General features: G+C 37.9%; 16 protein-coding genes. 7 read left to right on the top strand and 9 right to left on the bottom strand.

Features of this window, described 5'->3' with window-relative positions:
• Positions 1-164 precede the first annotated feature (164 nt).
• Together CLW00_RS13460 and CLW00_RS13455 are read left to right on the top strand one after the other, a co-directional pair.
• Positions 165-1,472 (top strand): hypothetical protein, encoded by a 1,308-nt coding sequence (locus tag CLW00_RS13460; protein WP_211300196.1) that lies wholly within the window; start codon positions 165-167, stop codon positions 1,470-1,472.
• A gap of 203 nt (positions 1,473-1,675) precedes the next feature.
• A complete protein-coding gene (locus tag CLW00_RS13455; RefSeq protein ID WP_106134199.1) occupies positions 1,676-3,055 on the top strand; it encodes an MBL fold metallo-hydrolase in 1,380 nt (459 codons plus the stop codon).
• Positions 3,056-3,192: 137 nt separating this feature from the next.
• Here the strand turns inward: CLW00_RS13455 and CLW00_RS13450 are convergent, their stop codons facing one another.
• Both CLW00_RS13450 and CLW00_RS13445 read right to left on the bottom strand, forming a co-directional pair.
• Positions 3,193-4,584, bottom strand: coding sequence for an MATE family efflux transporter (locus CLW00_RS13450; RefSeq protein WP_106134198.1), 1,392 nt, complete (start codon positions 4,582-4,584; stop codon positions 3,193-3,195).
• A 303-nt stretch (positions 4,585-4,887) separates the two neighbouring features.
• Positions 4,888-5,481, bottom strand: coding sequence for a riboflavin synthase (locus CLW00_RS13445; protein WP_106134197.1), 594 nt, complete (start codon positions 5,479-5,481; stop codon positions 4,888-4,890).
• 125 nt (positions 5,482-5,606) lie between these two features.
• Here CLW00_RS13445 and CLW00_RS13440 point away from each other — a divergent pair, with 125 nt between their 5' ends.
• From CLW00_RS13440 to CLW00_RS13420, 5 genes are all read left to right on the top strand, one after another.
• Positions 5,607-6,263 carry a protein-L-isoaspartate(D-aspartate) O-methyltransferase gene (locus CLW00_RS13440; RefSeq protein ID WP_106134196.1) on the top strand — a complete coding sequence of 219 codons (657 nt, stop codon included), beginning with the start codon at positions 5,607-5,609 and terminating at the stop codon, positions 6,261-6,263.
• A gap of 81 nt (positions 6,264-6,344) precedes the next feature.
• Positions 6,345-6,884, top strand: a complete 540-nt coding sequence (locus CLW00_RS13435) for an acyl-CoA thioesterase (RefSeq protein ID WP_106134195.1) — start codon at positions 6,345-6,347, stop codon at positions 6,882-6,884.
• Between the two features lie 263 nt (positions 6,885-7,147).
• The gene (locus CLW00_RS13430; protein ID WP_106134194.1) at positions 7,148-7,684 is read left to right on the top strand and encodes a hypothetical protein; all 537 of its coding nucleotides are present in this window, start codon (positions 7,148-7,150) and stop codon (positions 7,682-7,684) included.
• Position 7,685: 1 nt separating this feature from the next.
• The gene (locus CLW00_RS13425) at positions 7,686-8,009 is read left to right on the top strand and encodes a DUF3817 domain-containing protein (RefSeq protein WP_106134193.1); all 324 of its coding nucleotides are present in this window, start codon (positions 7,686-7,688) and stop codon (positions 8,007-8,009) included.
• 10 nt (positions 8,010-8,019) lie between these two features.
• Positions 8,020-9,042, top strand: a complete 1,023-nt coding sequence (locus CLW00_RS13420; RefSeq protein ID WP_106134192.1) for a hypothetical protein — start codon at positions 8,020-8,022, stop codon at positions 9,040-9,042.
• Positions 9,043-9,322: 280 nt separating this feature from the next.
• Here CLW00_RS13420 and CLW00_RS13415 read toward each other — a convergent pair whose 3' ends face one another.
• The 7 genes from CLW00_RS13415 to alaS form a co-directional block, all read right to left on the bottom strand.
• Positions 9,323-11,776 carry a leucine-rich repeat domain-containing protein gene (locus tag CLW00_RS13415; protein WP_106134191.1) on the bottom strand — a complete coding sequence of 818 codons (2,454 nt, stop codon included), beginning with the start codon at positions 11,774-11,776 and terminating at the stop codon, positions 9,323-9,325.
• On the bottom strand, positions 11,763-12,602 hold the full coding sequence (locus CLW00_RS13410) for a hypothetical protein (protein ID WP_106134190.1): 840 nt from the start codon (positions 12,600-12,602) through the stop codon (positions 11,763-11,765). Before CLW00_RS13410 ends, CLW00_RS13415 begins: the two co-directional genes overlap by 14 nt.
• A complete protein-coding gene (locus CLW00_RS13405) occupies positions 12,599-13,177 on the bottom strand; it encodes a hypothetical protein (protein ID WP_106134253.1) in 579 nt (192 codons plus the stop codon). The genes CLW00_RS13410 and CLW00_RS13405 overlap by 4 nt, the downstream gene beginning before the upstream one ends.
• A gap of 19 nt (positions 13,178-13,196) precedes the next feature.
• Positions 13,197-13,667, bottom strand: a complete 471-nt coding sequence (locus CLW00_RS13400) for a nucleoid-structuring protein H-NS (RefSeq protein WP_106134252.1) — start codon at positions 13,665-13,667, stop codon at positions 13,197-13,199.
• A 273-nt stretch (positions 13,668-13,940) separates the two neighbouring features.
• Entirely contained in the window at positions 13,941-15,059 is a 1,119-nt protein-coding gene (locus CLW00_RS13395; protein WP_106134189.1) for a redoxin domain-containing protein, read from the bottom strand.
• A gap of 5 nt (positions 15,060-15,064) precedes the next feature.
• Positions 15,065-16,525, bottom strand: coding sequence for an Asp-tRNA(Asn)/Glu-tRNA(Gln) amidotransferase subunit GatB (gene gatB, locus CLW00_RS13390; RefSeq protein ID WP_106134188.1), 1,461 nt, complete (start codon positions 16,523-16,525; stop codon positions 15,065-15,067).
• A gap of 83 nt (positions 16,526-16,608) precedes the next feature.
• Positions 16,609-19,236 carry an alanine--tRNA ligase gene (gene alaS, locus CLW00_RS13385; protein WP_106134187.1) on the bottom strand — a complete coding sequence of 876 codons (2,628 nt, stop codon included), beginning with the start codon at positions 19,234-19,236 and terminating at the stop codon, positions 16,609-16,611.
• Positions 19,237-19,352: the final 116 nt, after the last annotated feature.

The following is a 19,352-nucleotide window of genomic DNA, read 5'->3' as shown; positions in this document are numbered from 1 at the left end:
TAATTGGCACCATTTGGCTACATTTGGGTATGGACTGAACATTTAATTATACTGTTCGTTTCAGAATTAAATCAATAATCAATGCCGCTATTGACCACACTATGAAAACTTTCTTCAGAATCTCAATCCTACTCATCGGAGCTTTCTTTATTTTTCAAACGTCCATGGCCCAAAGCCTATATTCTGCAAGGGGATATTGGGAGGAGAGCAATAAGCTCACTTATAAGGAAATCAAAACCAAAGAATCCTATGGCGAGGAATTAACAGCTGAAGAGTTGGAATACATGAATGACTATGAGGTTTACCTCAATAGGTATTTTGATCGCTTATCCGAAGAGGAAAAAAACAAGTATTACCAAATGCGGGAGCAATGGGACAGGGAACTTAGTAATATCAAAGCGCCTGCCTCTGAGGCTTCAGAATTTGAGTGGAGAGGTAGAGATAGATTTGTGAGTATTGCATATGGTTTCAGTTATGGTCTAGCTACAGTAGCTGTTTTTGAGGTTGACAATGTTGGAGCCATAGGTATACCTCTTGTCATGGGTGGTCTGTGGGCCTTAGGCCCTGTAATTAATCCCAAAAAATTTGATGACATCACCAGATCAGTCGTAAGAGCAGGAAATACCGGCAGACTGTTAGGATGGGTGTATGGAGGTTCATTGGGTATTTTGATTGCCGGAGAATCAGAGTCTAGTGGAAGGGCTGCCGCAGGTCTCGGTGCCTTGAGTAGTATTGCATTAGGGGAATGGGCATTTCAGAAACAAAAAAGAGAGAATTATTCAGAAGGTCATGTTGAAACACTGAGGCATTATGGATTACTTGGTTCTTGGCTTGGAGCATCTACTTTGGGAGCCTTACGAGTGGAAAACACCAATGCCTATGGAGCCGGAATTCTTGGTGGAGGAATTTTAGGATTGGTCGTCGGGAATCAACAATCATTGAAGTACCCCTATACGCTTGGGGATGCCGAAAACACAACAATTTTAAGTTTAATTGGAACGGGATTAGGATTTGCAATAGCATCTGAGGCACTTTCTGATGGAAATTCATCAGCTGTAATTTTGATTCCAGCAGCAGGTTCAGTATTAGGGACGATTGTGGGTCATAGATCAGCCAGAGGTGTATATTTGACCAAAAAACAAGGAAGTACTATTGGCTATTCCACGGCTGGGGCAGCATTGTTAGGATTGGGAATTATGGCAATAGCTGAATCCGAATCAGCTACAGCCATCATTGGTGTACCGTCGGCTTTGGCCTTGATTACCCAACAGATCCTCTTCCAAAAGTTCAAGAATGAAAATATGAGCAAGACGCTCGGAGAGAGAATAAACGAAAAAAGTGGATTGGATTTTTCTGTTAATATCAATCCTGAAAATTACTTCATCAACCAGCGCATGCCAGTAGGCCCTAGTGCGATGGGATTCAACCTCACACCAAGTCAACCTATAGTGGGCTTGAGTCTGAAATTTTAATTTCCTTTTTACTTGGGTTTTGTAAAAAATAAGACAAACATCACAAACTCAATTAAGTGGAAGTTCTACAGATTGAAAATTCATTTTCTTACACTACTCATTAATGGATGACCATAGCTAAGGTAATAAATATCACTTAATCTCTTATACTAATCATCTACCTTTGAATTCGAAAGAATCGATTGAAATTAAAACCAAAAACTATGTTTTTTGAATTAGTATATGATAAAAGTTTGGCTCAGGCGAGCTATGTAATAGGATGTCAGGCGGGTGGAATTGCAGCCGTGATTGATCCCAAAAGAGATGTTGACACTTATCTCAAAATTGCCGAGGAAAACAACATGAAAATCACCCATGTGTTAGAAACTCACATTCATGCGGACTTTCTTTCTGGATCAAGAGAGCTTGCTGCATTGACAGGTGCTGAGCTATATCTATCCGATGAAGGAGATAAAGACTGGAAATATGAATTTGACCATACCAAAGTCAAGCATGGTGATATCATCAAATTGGGCAATGTCACATTTGAGGCACTTCATACGCCCGGCCACACGCCAGAGCATTTGAGTTTTCTCTTAACAGATAAGCCTGCTACTGATGAACCGGTTATGTTATTTACAGGAGATTTTGTTTTTGTCGGAGATGTGGGACGACCTGACTTACTAGAACAAGCGGCTGGTATGAAAGGTACTCAGGAAAAAGGTGCCCATCAGCTTTTTGACTCATTGCAAGATTTCAATAAAATGTCCGAATACATCCAAATTTGGCCTGGTCATGGTGCTGGATCCGCTTGTGGCAAATCCTTAGGTGCTGTTCCGATGTCTACTATTGGGTATGAAAAAATCAGAAATTGGGCATTACAGCTACTTCATGATCGGACAGCATTTACAAACGAATTGCTGGCAGATCAACCCGAACCTCCTCGTTATTTTGCAATGATGAAGAAGTTAAACAAGGTTGACCGCCCTTTATTGACTGAAGTTCCAACCTTAAAAAACCTTTCAGAAGCTGATTTTATAGATGTCAAAAATGAAGGTTTGAAAATAATTGACACTAGACCTTGGAAACAGTATTCAGATGGTTTCCTAAAAGGATCTTTAAACATATCCAACAACAACTCTTTTTCAACATGGATGGGTTGGTATCTCAATTATGAAGAATCATTCGTGCTGATCGCTGATGCATCAGAAACAGAAGAATTGACTCGAAAACTGATGAGGATTGGTCTGGATAACATAAAAGGTTATATCACTCCAGCTCAATTGATACAATTTGAAAAAAATGAACTCAGTAGCTACGAAGTAATTGACAAAAAAACTGTCAAAAATAAAATGGAAAATTCCGAGGTTCAAATTGTCGACGTCAGAGGCAAATCGGAATTCAAAAAAGGCCATATAGAGGGTGCTGACAATATATTTGTAGGCAAGATTAAAGAAAACTTAGATAAAATTTCCAAGCAAAAGGAAGTAATTATCCATTGCCAAAGTGGAGCTCGTGCGGCTATCGCTTATTCTGTTTTGACTGCTAATGGATTTGACAATATCCTCAACTATTCCGGTGGGTGGGCGGATTGGAATTCTTAATCATAGGCTCAGCCTTAATTTTGATTGGTCATAAAAGGCTCAAAGACGCTAAGAATTTTGTGAATTTAGGTGTCTTTGAGCCTTTGTGGCGTCAAGAATTTGGTAAAAACTATTTTTTTAGAAAGTCTCATTAATATTTAAACCTGCACCAGCTTCCACCTACCTCTGTTAAAAACAAGGGTGCTGACCACAGCATGTAGGGAATGACTGACCGCTATTGCCACGAAAACTCCAGTGGCTCCCATCAGTAGAACTTTTGCCAGGAAGTAGGCAAATGGGATCTGAAATCCCCAGAGAACGGCCAAGTTTATAATTGTAGGCGTACGGGTATCGCCTGCCCCATTAAGTGATTGGCTCATGACCATTCCATATCCAAAAAAGACATAGCCTAGACAAATGATGACTAAGCCATTTCTGCCCACTTCGATCACAGACTGTTCTTGGTTGAAAATCTGAATAAAAAAACCTGCTCCACCAATGAAAACGATAGCACATAATCCAAGAAAAATTGCTGTCAAGTGGGCACTGAACCAAGCCGATTTTTCTGCCCTACCAGGCTGCAAAGCTCCAAGGTTTTGACCTACCAAAGTAGCAGAGGCATTTGCCAAACCAAAAGCAGGCAAGAGAGCAAAAATTATAAGTCTGATTGCAATTGTATAGCCAGCCAAAGCCGCTGAACCTGATTCAGAAATAATCCTCATCAAAAAAATCCATGATGCTGATTCAATCAGGAACTGTCCCATACCACCTGAGGCAACTTTCAGGATAGTCCATATGGTTTTCCAGTTCATTTTAAGGCTTTCCCAATAAAATTTAATCAGCGATGTACCTTTGAACAGGACATACAATTGAAATAGCACTCCTATTCCTCTCCCTGTAGTAGTAGCCCATGCGGCCCCCTCCAAACCCATAGCTGGAATGGGCCCCAAGCCAAATATCAGCAAAGGATCAAGCACAATATTAAAGCCGTTAGCTATCCAAAGGGCTTTCATTGCAATGGCTGCATTACCAGCCCCTCTAAAAATCCCATTGATCAAAAACAATAACATCACACATACATTACCTCCAAAAATCACCTGCGTGTATCGGTACCCGGATTCAATCACCTCTTCCTCACCCCCCATAAGAGCGAGTAGATTTTTTGCCTGCAATACCCCAATAACAGCTACCGCCACGGCAAATAAAGAACATACCATTATTGCTTGAAATGCAGCTTTGGAGGCTTCCTTAGGTTTCTTCTCTCCTATCCTTCTGGCAACTATGGCTGTTGCTGCCATACTCAGACCAATGGCTATCGAATAAATTATAGTCAAAACAGACTCAGTCAGTCCCACTGTGGCCACTGCATAGACCCCAAGTTTGCCTACAAAGAATATATCAACTACGGCGAATAAGGATTCCATGACCATTTCCAAGATCATAGGAATGGATAGGTAAAATATGGCCTTTTTGATGCTGATTTTGGTAAAATCGATATCAAATCCTTTTACAGCCTTTTTGAAATGAAAGAAAAATGATTGGATTGTCATAAATGAAGGATTAAGGGAACAAGAAAATTGTACCTATACACCGAAGTCTTCGGGATAAATTGACAGAAAAAAAGATTATGCCTTCATAATGACACAAATTTGAAACAAAATAATGAAAGCCAAAAGCAAAAAATAAAAAAACATGACATGTATCCTAGATTCCACCAAAGTCCAAATAGTACCAAATATATCTTTAATCCGATATCAATTGACATTCGATATTGATAGATCCTGGTCCTAAAACAATCGTTAAAACTTGATTATGTCATGCTCTTCCAAAAAAGCGGAAATTTATAGAATGGCTTAATTCTCGTAGCCTCGGATGATCCTTTGAATATATTTCCCTACGATATCAAATTCCAGATTGACTTCATCTCCAACCTGTAATTCATGAAAATTAGTATTTTCATAAGTATAGGGAATAATGGCGACAGTGAACTTTCCGTTTTTTGAGTTGAAACAAGTCAGACTGGTTCCATTGATAGTAATTGAGCCTTTCTCCACAGTCACATTCCCCTTGGACGGGTCAAAGGAAAAATCAAAAAGCCAAGATCCATCTTGATTGCTGATACTCTCTACCCTACCCGTCTGATCTACATGACCTTGAACAATATGGCCATCAAATCTTCCACTTGCTGGCATGCACCTTTCAATATTTATTTTCTTTCCCACATCCCAATTTTTAAGATTTGTCTTTTGAAGGGTCTCATCAATTGCCGTAACCCTGTAGACATCATCATCAACAGCAACTACTGTAAGGCATACACCATTATGCGCCACCGATTGATCGATTTTCAAATCATTTGTCAATGAAGAACTGATATCAAAATGCACGTTTGTACCATCTTTTTCAATACTTTCAACAGTACCTAAAGTCTCTATTATCCCTGTAAACATATTTCCATTTCTAATTTCCAATAATTCAATGCGAAAGATTTCTCTTTAGATTATGACTCAAAATAAGCCAATTTATCCCTTAACTTAGCATTTGTATAGAAAGTTTCTAAAGCTCCCAACCCAACATGTTGAAATTAGAAGATAGCTACCGACACAAAGGTCAGCGAAAAGAATTAGTCAAAATAATCAAAAAGAAAGGAATCAAAGATGAAACTGTATTGCATGCCATCAATACCCTACCCAGGCATTTCTTTTTTGATACCGCCTTGGATTCCCATGCTTATGAAGATAAGGCATTTCCTATCGGTGAGGGACAAACTATCTCTCAACCTTACACGGTTGCTTTCCAAACAGAATTATTGAATATAAAACCAGGTGATAAGGTATTGGAAATAGGAACCGGATCAGGATATCAGGGATCAATTTTACACTTGTTAGGGGCAGAAGTTCACACCATCGAATACCAAAAGAAACTTTTTGACCGCACAAAAAAATTCCTTTCCAAACTGGGAATAGATCTTCATTTTTATTTTGGAGATGGTTCTCAAGGCTTACCAACACAAGCACCATTTGATAAAATTCTTGTCACGGCTGGAGCTCCTATAGTACCCAATTCACTTTTGAAACAGCTGAAAGTTGGAGGAATTTTGGTCATTCCTGTAGGAGACAGAAATACCCAGAAAATGTTACGGTTGACCAAAAAAACAGCAACTAAGATTATCAAAGAAGAGTATGACAATTTTGCATTTGTCCCTTTGCTGGGTGCAGAGGGATGGAGATAACAGAATTTTATACTGAAACAGTCATTATTTAATTGACATAAGAGGAATTTATTTTGTAATTTTACAGAAAATATAATTTTCATGACTAAGAAAAAATCAGCCAGCCAATCTCAGGTAGTAATGACCGAAATGGTTTTACCTAACGACACCAATACGCTTCACAACTTAATGGGGGGTAAACTGATGCATTGGATGGATATTGTAGCAGCTATTGCTGCGCAAAAACACTCCAACAGGATCGTAGTCACAGCTGCAGCTGACAGCATATCCTTCAAACATCCAATTGCCCTTGGCAATGTTGTTACTCTTCAAGCTCAGGTTACACGGGCATTCAACTCCTCCATGGAGGTTTTTATTGAAGTTTGGGCGGAAGACATCCCTGCTAATAAAAAAATACAAACACACAGAGCATTTTTTACATTTGTAGCTGTAGATCAAAATGGGAGACCAATAGAAGTACCTGAGGTAGTACCAAACACCCCTGAGGAAGTGGAATTGTTTGAGGGAGCCTTGAGAAGAAGACAATTGAGACTTGTACTTGCCAAGAGAATGGATCCTAAAGATGCGGTAGAATTGAAATCCATATTTAATTTGGACGAGAAGCCTGAAAAAAAGAAATAAAATATATCGGGCAATTATTACAAGTAGTGATTGCCTGATATTTTAATATGATTATCCGCAATCCTAACACTAATCAATTAAACGAGGGTTTTTGAGCAAAGGGATACTAATAGATATTGGATATTTATCGATATTGGTTCGAAACCACAGGTTAATTCAATTATTTAGATTCTACTGGTATGAAAGCGGATATACATATATTTTAATTTTTGAAAGGCCCAAATGCTCTTGGAAAGCCATTAATTTTTATTGAATTTAGTCGCATGGAAAATCAGAGTTTATACCATTTGGGCATGTTTTTGGACCAGGATATTTACTTGTTGCCTGAAGAAAAATCACAGATTCTTAGCAAATCACCTCAAAATGAAGTTGAATTAGAAACCGAATCTCTAGCCCTCGACGAAGAAGAGGCTCCGGTACTTGAGTATGAGGGTGGATTTGAGAAAGGAATTTTAGTGATTTTTGAAGGAAAAGAACTTGAAAAAGAGTTTCAGGATTTACTTTTAAAGATCCTAAATGCCGTAAATTGTTCTCTCAAAGATATTGCCCTTTGCAGTGATATGAGTCTCAACCTGGTCAACCATGACTACCTTCAAGAAATGAATCCCAATAAGATCATTGTTTTCGGGAATATTCATCATGATCTTATGGGGTTAAAAAAGAAAAATTATAAGATCCAACATGAGGAGGATACTGAGTATTTGTTTGCAGATGATCTCAAGCTGATTGCACAGGAAGTCTCCCTAAAAAAGGCCTTATGGGCAGAACTACAGGTCTTATTCAACATTACATCCAAATAACATGAGTAAAGAAGCGGAAAAGGCCAAATGGCTAAAAAGATTTAAGGTTATAAGTATCATTGAGGGTATCTCTTTTTTATTGTTGTTGTTTATCGCAATGCCCTTAAAATATATGTTGGATATGCCATTAGCTGTAACTTATGTAGGCTGGGCCCACGGGGTCTTATTTGTCATTTACATCTATATGGTTTTCCCAACGGCTAGAAAAGTAGGTTGGGACTTCACAAAAACGTTATTTGCATTGATCGCTTCTGTTTTACCTTTTGGTCCATTTATTTTTGACCGTTATCTAACCAAAAAAGAAAAGAATTTGGCAGCATCATAATTTTTTTAAGATGGCACTGATAAGCAAGAAAAAGATAATTTATCCTATCAGCACAGAACTGAGAAAGTTTCTGCGTAAATATAGCCGTGAAGTCGGTTTTCCAATCCACTACAGTGACTTGGTCCGGTATAGCAGCTCTATTCCGTTGTATGATTTCAAAGGAAATGACACCCTTTGGGAGTCGGTTTTCTTTTCGGAATCAGACAGAGAGGAAATACACTATAACGTAAAAAATATCTATGCCTTATTGAAGGCTGAAGGTGATATGTCGGTCATGAAGCACCTTTATATCGACAGAATAGATATTTGTACGTATGGAAATACCCAACCCTTCAGGGTCAGGATAGTCAATAGAATCAATGATAACTTTGATTATTTCTATGTTAAAAATGCTGATGCCTCCCGCGTTTATGGCTTAGAGTTGGAGCATTTGTTGTCTCCCAATAGGATCAGCTACCTGGTACATGAAAATACCTTGATAGAAGAACATATTGCCGGAATACCAGGGGAACAGTTTATGCGGAATCAAATCAATGACCCTCTACTAAATCCTATTCGATTGGCAAAGGAATTTGTGAAATTCAACGAAAGGTGTTTTGTGAGGCTTTTAGGTGACATGCATTCATCTAATTTTGTCATTGATGTGACACCTGATTTTGAGGAAACGCATTACCGGATCCGTGCTATAGATTTTGACCAACAGTCATATGAAGGTAAAAAGTCTATTTACCTACCTCAGTATTTCAAACAAAATAATGCGCTTATTCAACTGGGAATAACACATATTACTCCAGAATCTATGTTGCAATACCAAAGAGAGGAACGGGCTCTGATTGCCAATAGATTAAAAAGTTCCCCTACCGAAATCGAAGATATACTGGAAAGTATGGAGAGGGATATCATTTCTGTTCCTGAAAACATAGATAGCCTTAAAAAAGATCTTGCCAAACATTATAGCAACGAACAATTCCTGAAATGCAATAATATGGGAGAAATACTAAGAATGAGTCTTGAACAGGTATTCAAAAAATAGAAGAATGCAGATTACAAAGGAATCAGTTCCACTCCTTGCTTTGATACTGAGACACCTAGATTAGCTTCTATATTTTAAAGTTGCTCCTATCTCAAAGCTTTCTTTCATACCAACAGAAGTCCGAAAACTTAATTTATCGAAGAATCAATATTTTTATTCATTCCTATATATCTAGGGAATTTTTAAACAAAAATACTTATTGCTTTTTCTTGGTGACTTCGAGGTTCCAAAAAAACAAAATCTTTGGCTTCTCCCGTTTCTAACTTCAAATCTCTAGCTTCTAATAATAGAGCACATCACAATCAGGATTTTGTCTCCTAAAATTATCAACGGTTCTTCTATTAATTCTTGTGTTGAAACAAGTTAATTTCTCAAGACTTCCCAAGTTTTGTACCTGCTTCAGTGAACGCACATTGGTATTTCCAATATCCAAAACCCGTAAATTCTCAAAGCTTTCGAGTCCTCTAAGCACTTTGATATTGGTGCCGGAAAGGATCAATTCTTCTATTCCTTGTAAATTTGATATTGGTCTCAAGTCATCAACACCTGTGCTGCTGAGGTCAAGTACTTTCAATTTTTCAAGAGGTCTCAAAACCGATAGGTCCGTAAGCGGAGATTGTGTAACTGATAGGTTTGTCAAAAGAGGCAATTCGGATAAAGGCGAGAAATCAGTCAATGGTACATTGAAGATATTGAGCTCTCGCAAATTGATAAATATCAAAATTGGCCTAAGGGTTGATATTGACTCACGTTCTATCGAAAAGGTAGGACTAGAGGTCCAAACATGCAAAGTCTCAGTATCAGGCTCCTCAGAAGCCTTAAAGTAAGACTGAAGTACTGACTTCCAACGATCTTCCAAATTTCCCCACCAATCAGTTAAAATGGAAGTCCTGTAGATTAAATGTAAATCAGGTTTCTTTTCAAGAACATCTGGAATTTCTTGTTCTTCTATAGCTGTTCCGTCTAGATTCAAATATTCAAGTTTATCCAAACTGTGAATAGCAACAAGAGAATTTACATCTGTATTTTCGAAGTTCAGGTATTGTAAATCACTTAAATTAGAAAGAGGTTCAAGTGTCTTTATTTGTGTGTTTTTCCCTGAAATACTGTTGAGTGTTTTGATATCAGCCAAAGGTGTCAAATCTTGAACGCCTGTATTGTCAAAGTTGAGATGGTTGATCTTCCTGAATTTCAATACAGGACCTAGAGTTTTAATATCAGAACCTGAAAGATCTAAGGAGTCCATTCCCACAGTGAAGGTCAAATTCTCCACAGTTGGCGTTTCACTATGTAATTCAGGATTGATTTCACGAAGAACAGCCTTCCATGCCTCCGATAAGGATTCCCACCAGATTTGAAGGTTTTCGACATGATGCATCAGAAGTACCCTTCTGTTTCTTCTTGAGAAAATATCAGCACTGTTTTCAGATATTCTAGTCCTATCTGCATAAACCCTTTGAAGAGCAGGATTATCATTTAAAGGTGTGATATCAGACACTTCAGTTTGGTTGATATTGATGACTTTCAATTTCTTCAAATTAGTCAGCGGGCTAAGGTCAGCTATGTTGGTTTCTTTAAGGTTCAATTCCTCAAGGTTCTCCAATTGACTTAACATTTCAAAATTAATCAGGTAGTTACCGCTGATATCCAAGTATTTCAGGTCTATCAATTCATTGATATTTTCAACGTTATTGAATCCACTTTCACTTAAATCCAAATACCTCAATGCTTCAAAGGAATTTAAAACACCAAAACTCATAATTGGAGTTTTGACTGCCCTAAGTGTGTGAAGCTGCTTAAGGTTCCCTAGTTCACTAAGATCTTGAATCTGCGTACCTGAGATATCCAATACAGTTAGCTTATCTGAATATTTGATAAACTGAATATCTTCCGTAGCTGTATTGGCTATATTTAGGTAAGATAAAAATGTAACATTACTGATTGGATTAAGCTCTGTAATTCTAGTATTGCTAATATCTATGTATTTGAGGTCCCTTAATGCATGAATAGGTTCTAAATCAATCACATATTGGTTTCCTGACATATTGATGCTGTCAATCGAGCTGATTTTGTACAAGTGATCCAATGTAATCGAGTCCTCTTCACTCAAACCGATTTTAGATCTGAAATAATACTCCCAAGTAAATGATAGTGTTCCCCACCATTCTTCCAGTTCCTCATCACGGCTAAGCTTGGTGGTATACATGCTCGCTATTTTGAGTTCATTGGTTTTTTGGTCAACATTTACTTCAATAAACCTTTGCTTTGTATTCGATATTTTTTCTTTGTTGAGTCCTATCGCATCAATGGTTCTGTCCATTGAAACTAAAAATGACAGCTCACCATTATCTCTTTCGAATGGCTTTACCTCTCTAATTTTAAATTTGAAACTTGCATCCTTGAAAAAAAACTCAATATCCTTAAGATAAGCAGTGATGTCTTTATTGGTAATAACTTTTCTATCCAACAATAAGTCGTCCTCTACCTGTACTTTACTGTCACGAAAAATTTTCATGTAGCTTTCTCTAATGACTACATCTTTATCTCGCGCAGGTGTATCTTTACTACCAACAGTATTTAGAAAATATTCTAAGAATTTAACCTGATCTTCAACTTTCTGGCCAAGATCTTTGATCTCCGATTTGTTGTAGCCGGCAATATCTTGGCTCAGTGCAAAGGTAGAACTGCCAAGAAAAATTATTAAAAACAGGAACAGAGGACTATTTCTGGTCATAGATGTATCTGAGTATAGATTCTTTGTCGCCAGGTTTCAATCTAACCAAATTACCGATTAGCCAACCTGTATTGAACCCTGGTCTGTTGAATTGATTCAATTCAAAATACCAGTTATTAATCTGGAAGAAATGAAACTTCACATCATTGATTGTTTCAAATTTGATGCTACCTTTTTTCATTTCGTATAAAAAAAGCGTTAAATAGTCAGGAGAGTATTCTTTTGGAGTATAAGCTTCAGGGGTATCAGAGTCTTGAAAAGCCTTCCTAAGGTTCATAAAACCTAGTTCGTGGCTTAATGGATGTAAAAACCCCTTGGAATCACCTTCAGGCTTTTTGAAAATATCTTTAAATGGCTCAAATACCACTTTGTCAATTACCCATTCATAGCCTAAACCTTCAGGTTGTATTTTCAAAAATAAAGTTACGTCTTCTCTCTTACCCTTGTAGGTGAAAATAGCACTTACTTCTGCAAACCAGTCTTCCCTATGGAAATGTATATACTGAGGATAATTTTCAGAGAGGATTTCATTTAGAAACTGTTTTTTGGTCTCAGAGTCTACCGAAGATGTCTCATTATCAAACAGAATGCTAATGAATTTCCCTCTCAGTTCTCGGTCTCTGTATAATGGGTCACCTTCGTAATAGCGCTTATCCCCTTCGACAGATTCTTCAGCGTTAAAACGCCTAAAAAATTGATTTACTTGTTTGGTGGAAGCTGCAAACCTTCCGTCATCCTTTGGTTGGCCGGGGCTGTATAAGCCTTGCCCCGGTGCCAACTCTAAGGATAATATTGTTACTAAAACTAGTAGGATTAATTTTCTCATGCTGAGGTTTCGGTCACTCTAATATCACCAAGCATCACATCCCAGAACTCAATAGTTCTACCTGCGATCTGAGTTTGTTTTTTCTCTACATAAATGGTGATATCTTTTTTGGTGGTATCTCTGTAGTTCAAGCCACTTTCTAAAGAAGTACCTTCAAATCTTTGATACACAGTAACAACACCTACATATTTTCCATCAGGCTGTCTTTCAAGATCTGAAATGTAGTGGATATCATACCAAGTAATGTTTACTCTATCATAGTTAAGCGCCATCAATCTTTCGAAGTATCTTCTTACTTTGTAGTAAGCGATTTCTCTTCTGCTCAACGAAGAAACACCCATTTCAGCATCAGGAGCAAAAAGCTCTTCAGCTCTGTCCATTACTCTGTTTGCTTCAGAAAACTGAGTTTCTTTACTTCCAATGATAGAAATGTATTTTGACAAATCTTTTACTTTTTCCAAAGCTAAAGAATCAATCGCTTGCTTTCTTGCTGGACTGATGTTGTCTGACTGGGCTACGGATACAACTGTAGTTGCAAAAAACAACAACAGGAATAACTGGATATATTTTTTCATGGTGATTTTTATTTCAGAATTATTTTTTTCTACGAAGTTCAAGCTCAGAGACCCTACCGTTGTTGTCAAGTCTGATGTCAGAGATGAAATTTAAATTTTTCTTAGTGTCTTTCAAATAATTAAGGTATTTGGCGATGGTTGTTGGTTCATCATAATCCTTAATTCCATTCTCTTCATGAATGACAATCAAAACCGGAGTTTCTTGGTTCGAAAACATTCCCATTGCTTCTGAAATTGTTCTGTTTGCCGCATCTACGTTAGATGAATTAGAAACGCTGTTAAAATAGTTTTCCAATTTACCAACAGCTACCTCTTCCGCAGAAGGTTGTGGCTGTTCCGGTGCAGGCGCTGGAGCTGGCTCTTCAACCGGTGCAGGTTCTGGCGCGGCTACAACTTTCTTTTTGCTTTTACAAGCTCCCATTGCTAACATGCAGAACAAGGCTAATGTCAACAACTTGCTCAGGGGTGATTTGATTGTTCTTTTTTTCATTTTTTGATCTTGTTGTTTTATTGTTTTTGCTGATCGATTCCACAAAAAGCAAAAAGCATTCCATAGAATCTGTTTTACTGGATCAATTAAGGATTTTTAATTTCTTTAACTTACAATAAGCTATTTCGTTTTTTTTCCTCGACCAACGGCGCAAATGTAAATGAAAATTCCTGTTATTTTCACAATGGAAATTCAAGGAAATTAAATTTATTTTTTCATTTGAGAAAGTCTTGATGAAATTCGGGTCAATACTGCTTTTTGAGCAGCATTTTATTAATTAAATATCTCTTTTAATTTATTTTCCAAAGACTGTCCTCTAAGGTCCTTTGCTATAATTTTACCTTCAGGATCAAGCATATACGTTGCTGGTATTGCATTAATTTGATAGATCGAAGCTGCCTCTGAATTGAAATATTGAAGATCGGACACGTGAGTCCAAGTAAGGTTGTCATCTGCTATAGCTTTTACCCATGCTTCTTTAGTTCTATCCAAGGAAACTCCAAAAACTTCAAAGCCTTGATCTTTGTATTCGTTGTAAAGCCTTACAACATTTGGATTTTCTTCTCTACATGGTCTACACCAAGCAGCCCAGAAGTCAATCAAAACATACTTTCCTTTTAAATCAGACAAGTTGACCACATCTCCATCAGGGTTGGGCAGTGAAATTTCAGGAGCCGGCTGCCCGACTGCTAAGACTCTCATCTCTTCCAATTGATTTGAAAGTGTTTGAACTTGTTGGAAATTCGGATATTTTTCGGCCATTTTTGAAACCGTCTCATCAAGAAACTCAAAATCTGATTTTGGGTTGATCATAGCAAATGACTGTAAAGCTGCAAAACTACCATTCATTCCTCTTACAAGTTCTTTTACCTTCTCTGCATGATTTTGCTCCAATTCCATGGCATCTTGCTGAATCTGCTTAACTTTTTCCTGATCTCTGGCTTTCATCGCTTCCATGTACACACCATTAAGGTAATTGATAGTACCTTGATATTCTGCCATCAAATCATTGATTTGCTGTACATACTGGGAATCTTCTGAACCACTTATCTCAAGACTTGTATCATCTGCAAAATTGTAGGTAATCTGGGCATCTTGATCATAAAGTGCCAATTTCACCTCTTTACTGCCCATAAGGTTGAGCAAATAAAAACCTGGTCCCTCTAATTTGAGCTCATATTCAAATTTTCCTGTGTTGTTGACAGGTATTTCTGCTACTTGTTCTGGTGTATCTTCATTGATGTATGATAACACTAATTGGCCTTGAGGTACATTTTCGAGCTTACCTGATATTTTAACAGTTCCATCAAACTCTCTTGTATCACTTTCCCCACAAGCCAAGAGAAATGATATGCCAAGCAAAAGCATCATAAAATTTTTAATCTTCTTCATAAAAATCAATTATCTAATATTTCCGACAATAATTTAGTAGCTACTTTAGGATCTGCCTTTCCTTGGGACTTTTTCATTACTTGTCCCATAAACATTCCCATAAGACCTTTTTTCCCTGATTTATATTCAGCGACTTTGGCTTCATTTTCGGCCAAAACGCTATCAACAATAGGTTTCAAACTTCCCTCGTCACTTTCTTGGATCAAGTTGAGCTGTTGGGCGATTTCTAAAGGAGTTTTATCCTTGTTTTGAAGCATCTCCGGATACACTTTTTGAGAGGCTACCGAGAAACTCACTTTACCATCATCTATCAAGGCTATCAAGGAGGCTAGCTTTTCAGGACTTATTGGAAAATCCTCAATATGCAGCGTCAATTCATTTAAATACGATTTCACAGGCCCCATCATCAAGTTGGAAGCTGCTTTATAGTTGTTGGTATGGGTACACAATGTTTCAAAAAACAAAGCAATTTCCTTACTATCCGTCAAGACACCTGCATCGTACTCTGGTAATCCAAATTCATGGACAAACTTGTGGTGCAACTCCCTTGGCAATGAAGGCATGGCTATTTTGATACTTTCCAACCATTCCTCTGAGACTACCACAGGGCTAAGGTCAGGCTCAGGAAAATACCTGTAATCATTCAAATCTTCTTTGGTACGCATACTTGCTGTAGTGCCCGTAGTTGCATCAAAGGTTCTGGTTTCAGATATGATCTCCACTCCTTTTTCCATCAAATCTATCTGTCTTTCAAACTCATGTTCGATGGCTCTAGATACGTTTCTAAAAGAGTTCATGTTTTTGACCTCAACTTTTTTGCCAAGTTCTTCAGCTCCTTTCAGCCTTATTGAAATATTAGCATCACATCTCAGTGAGCCTTCTTCCATATTACCATCACAGATATCGAGGTATCTGACGAGTTTTTTCACCTCTACCAGAAAGGCGTAAGCTTCTTCGGAAGACCTCATGTCTGGTTCAGAAACAATTTCAATTAGAGGAACTCCGGCTCTATTAAAATCCACCAAGGTATCTACCTCTCCGGCAAGGTGCATGGATTTTCCTGCATCCTCTTCCATATGTATTCTTGTGAGGGCTATTGATTTTTTGACACCATCAGCAAGTGTGACTGGCACTTCACCACCTACACAGATAGGCCCTTTGTCCTGCGTGATCTGATACCCTTTGGGCAGATCAGGGTAAAAGTAATTTTTTCTTGCAAAAATGTTTTTTCTCGTAATTTCTGAATTGCAAGCTAAACCCATTTTAATGGCAAATTCCACAGCCTTTCTGTTGACTTTAGGCAAAGTACCTGGATGGCCTAGCGTCAATACCGACACCTGGGTATTCGGTAAGCTTCCATATTCCGTAGAATCGGTCGCATACATTTTGCTTTTTGTGATCAATTGAGCGTGGACTTCAAGCCCTACTACTAATTCGTATTTATCTTTAATTTCTGCTGAAAGCATATTTGTATTCTAAAATAGTTGAAAACATAAGTCAAAAATGGATGCAAAATCCACTAAAACCAAATTGATTTACTTAAAAGGCTTTAAGACCCAAACAATTCCTCCGCCTTTGTGATAACATTTGCTAAGCCTGATAGGTTTTTTCCCCCTGCCGTTGCGAAGAAAGGTTGACCACCTCCCCCACCTTGAATTTGTTTGGCCAATTCCCTTACAGCATTTCCGGCATTGAATCCCTTTTCTTTCACAAGCGATTCTTCTATGATTACTGCGATTTGGGGCTTGCCCACTATATCTGCTGCCAAAACTACCACTACGTTTGCCACTTCATTTTTCAATTCGAAAGCCAGTTTTTTCAAAGCATCTGCATTTGGTAATGCTACTTCTGCCGCTATAAAATTATAGCCATTCACTTCTTTCACTACTTTGATTAATTCTTGCTTAATGGCTACAGCTTGCCTTGCATGGAGATTTTCGATTTCTTTCTTGAGTTCATTTCTCTCTACCAACAAAGATTCAACTGACTTTTTGAGGTCTTTGGGACTTTTCAACAACTCCTGAATTTCTGAGATGAGCTTAATTTGATCATTGACATATTGTTCAGCTGAACTTGCTGTTATCGCCTCAATTCTTCTCACACCTGCAGAAATCGAACCTTCAGAAACGATTTTCAAAAGACCTATTTCCCCCGTGGCTTTTACATGAGTCCCCCCACACAATTCCACTGAAAAATCTTTATCAAAAGTAATCACGCGTACAAAATCACCATATTTTTCACCAAACAACGCTGTAGCTCCTTGTGCTTTGGCATCTTCGATCGGAACATTTCGCTGTTCATTTAAATGAATGTTTTCTCTGATCTTGGCATTCACTATCAGTTCTACCTGTGCAATTTCATCCTCAGTCATTTTCGCAAAATGCGAAAAATCAAACCTCAACAAGTTTTCATTGACCAAAGAGCCTTTTTGTTGAACATGCTCCCCAAGAACCTTTTTTAGAGCCGCATGTAATAAATGCGTGGCGGAATGGTTATTCATGGACGCCTTTCTTTTGAAAACATTCACTTCTGCAAGAAATACTTCACTTGGATCAGAAGGAATCCTGTCTACGAAATGGACAATAAGGTCATTTTCTTTTTTGGTATCCAAGACTTTAATGGTTTCACTATCAGATTTCAAAGAACCTTGATCTCCTACCTGTCCGCCACTTTCTGCATAAAACGGTGTCTTGTCTAAAACAACTTGGAAACGGTCACCCTTTTTATCTTTTATAGACCTGTATTTTATAATAGAACTTGAAGCCGATAAATGATCATAACCAACAAACTCAACAGCCTCATCACTCTTTACCAAGACCCAATCACCTGTTTCTTGTTCAGCTGCAGCTCGAGACCTGTTTTTTTGGATTTCCATTTCAGTTACAAAACCTTTTTCGTCTACTGAAAGTCCATTTTCTCTTGCGATCAAAGAAGTAAGGTCCAGGGGAAAACCATAGGTATCATACAACTCGAAAGCCGTTTTACCTGGAATGACAGAAGAATTTGCGTTTGCTAATTCCTCTTTGATTTGTTCAAGTTTTTTGAGCCCATTATCCAAAGTCCTTAGAAAAGAAGCTTCCTCTTCCATGATTACTTTGGCAATAAAATCTTGCTGTGCTGACAATTCAGGAAATATTCCTCCAAAATTATCCGCTAATAAGGGCATCAATTCAAAAAGAAATGGTTTTTGAAACCCTAAGAAAGTATATCCATACCTCACAGCCCTTCTCAGAATTCTTCGAATTACATAACCTGCCTTATTATTAGACGGAAGCTGCCCATCAGCAATTGTAAACGCAATCGCCCTGATGTGATCTACCACTACCCTCATGGCAATATCTATTTTTTCATCTTTGCCATAAGAAATACCCGATTTCTCTTCAAGTACATTGATGAAAGGCATAAAAATATCTGTATCATAATTGGATGACTTATTTTGAATAGCCCTTACTAGCCTTTCAAAACCCATCCCAGTATCCACATGTTTGGCTGGCAAATCCTTCAATGATCCGTCAGAAAGTCTGTTGAACTGCATAAATACAAGGTTCCATATTTCTATAACCTGAGGATGGTCATTATTGACTAGCCCATAGCCATCAAGCATTTTTCTTTCCTCATCCGGCCTGAGGTCAATGTGGATTTCAGAACAAGGACCACAAGGGCCTGTATCTCCCATTTCCCAAAAATTATCTTTTTTATTTCCAAAAAGTATCCTGTCTTCAGGCACAATATTTTTCCAAATGTCAAAAGCTTCAATGTCCTTACCTAGGCCATCTCCATCATCCCCACCAAAAACTGAAACGTATAGTCTTTGCTTAGGCAGGTCATATACTTCAGTCAAAAGTTCCCATGCCCATTCTATAGCTTCCTTTTTGAAATAGTCACCAAAGGACCAATTTCCAAGCATTTCAAACATGGTGTGATGGTAGGTATCAACACCAACTTCCTCTAAATCATTGTGTTTACCTGAAACTCTTAAGCACTTCTGACTGTTGGCCACTCGTGAAGCCTTTGCCTGCTCGTTGCCTAAAAAGAAATCCTTAAACTGATTCATACCTGCATTGGTAAACATCAGCGTGGGATCGTTTTTGACAACAATTGGGGAAGAAGGGACGAATTGATGTTGCTTGGATTTGAAAAACTCAATAAAAGTACTTCTGATTTGTTTGGCTTCCATGTAAGCTTTTGAGTATGTTCGGATTCTATTGATTATTAATTATCTTTGCGGACTTCGAAGCTTAACCCCCCAAGCCCTTAAGGGCTACAAAATTATAAGAATTAGCCTGCAAATTG

It is taken from the genome of Mongoliibacter ruber (assembly GCF_003003005.1).
GTDB classification, from domain to species: domain Bacteria; phylum Bacteroidota; class Bacteroidia; order Cytophagales; family Cyclobacteriaceae; genus Mongoliibacter; species Mongoliibacter ruber.
This window is presented reverse-complemented; position numbering and strand designations above follow the sequence as displayed.

Bases quoted from the DNA above. Each gene is read 5' to 3' on its own strand.
- CLW00_RS13460 (WP_211300196.1), top strand. From the start codon at position 165: ATGGCCCAAAGCCTATATTCTGCAAGGGGATATTGGGAGGAGAGCAAT.
- CLW00_RS13455 (WP_106134199.1), top strand. From the start codon at position 1,676: ATGTTTTTTGAATTAGTATATGATAAAAGTTTGGCTCAGGCGAGCTAT.
- CLW00_RS13450 (WP_106134198.1), bottom strand. From the start codon at position 4,584: ATGACAATCCAATCATTTTTCTTTCATTTCAAAAAGGCTGTAAAAGGA.
- CLW00_RS13445 (WP_106134197.1), bottom strand. From the start codon at position 5,481: ATGTTTACAGGGATAATAGAGACTTTAGGTACTGTTGAAAGTATTGAA.
- CLW00_RS13440 (WP_106134196.1), top strand. From the start codon at position 5,607: ATGTTGAAATTAGAAGATAGCTACCGACACAAAGGTCAGCGAAAAGAA.
- CLW00_RS13435 (WP_106134195.1), top strand. From the start codon at position 6,345: ATGACTAAGAAAAAATCAGCCAGCCAATCTCAGGTAGTAATGACCGAA.
- CLW00_RS13430 (WP_106134194.1), top strand. From the start codon at position 7,148: ATGGAAAATCAGAGTTTATACCATTTGGGCATGTTTTTGGACCAGGAT.
- CLW00_RS13425 (WP_106134193.1), top strand. From the start codon at position 7,686: ATGAGTAAAGAAGCGGAAAAGGCCAAATGGCTAAAAAGATTTAAGGTT.
- CLW00_RS13420 (WP_106134192.1), top strand. From the start codon at position 8,020: ATGGCACTGATAAGCAAGAAAAAGATAATTTATCCTATCAGCACAGAA.
- CLW00_RS13415 (WP_106134191.1), bottom strand. From the start codon at position 11,776: ATGACCAGAAATAGTCCTCTGTTCCTGTTTTTAATAATTTTTCTTGGC.
- CLW00_RS13410 (WP_106134190.1), bottom strand. From the start codon at position 12,602: ATGAGAAAATTAATCCTACTAGTTTTAGTAACAATATTATCCTTAGAG.
- CLW00_RS13405 (WP_106134253.1), bottom strand. From the start codon at position 13,177: ATGAAAAAATATATCCAGTTATTCCTGTTGTTGTTTTTTGCAACTACA.
- CLW00_RS13400 (WP_106134252.1), bottom strand. From the start codon at position 13,667: ATGAAAAAAAGAACAATCAAATCACCCCTGAGCAAGTTGTTGACATTA.
- CLW00_RS13395 (WP_106134189.1), bottom strand. From the start codon at position 15,059: ATGAAGAAGATTAAAAATTTTATGATGCTTTTGCTTGGCATATCATTT.
- gatB (WP_106134188.1), bottom strand. From the start codon at position 16,525: ATGCTTTCAGCAGAAATTAAAGATAAATACGAATTAGTAGTAGGGCTT.
- alaS (WP_106134187.1), bottom strand. From the start codon at position 19,236: ATGGAAGCCAAACAAATCAGAAGTACTTTTATTGAGTTTTTCAAATCC.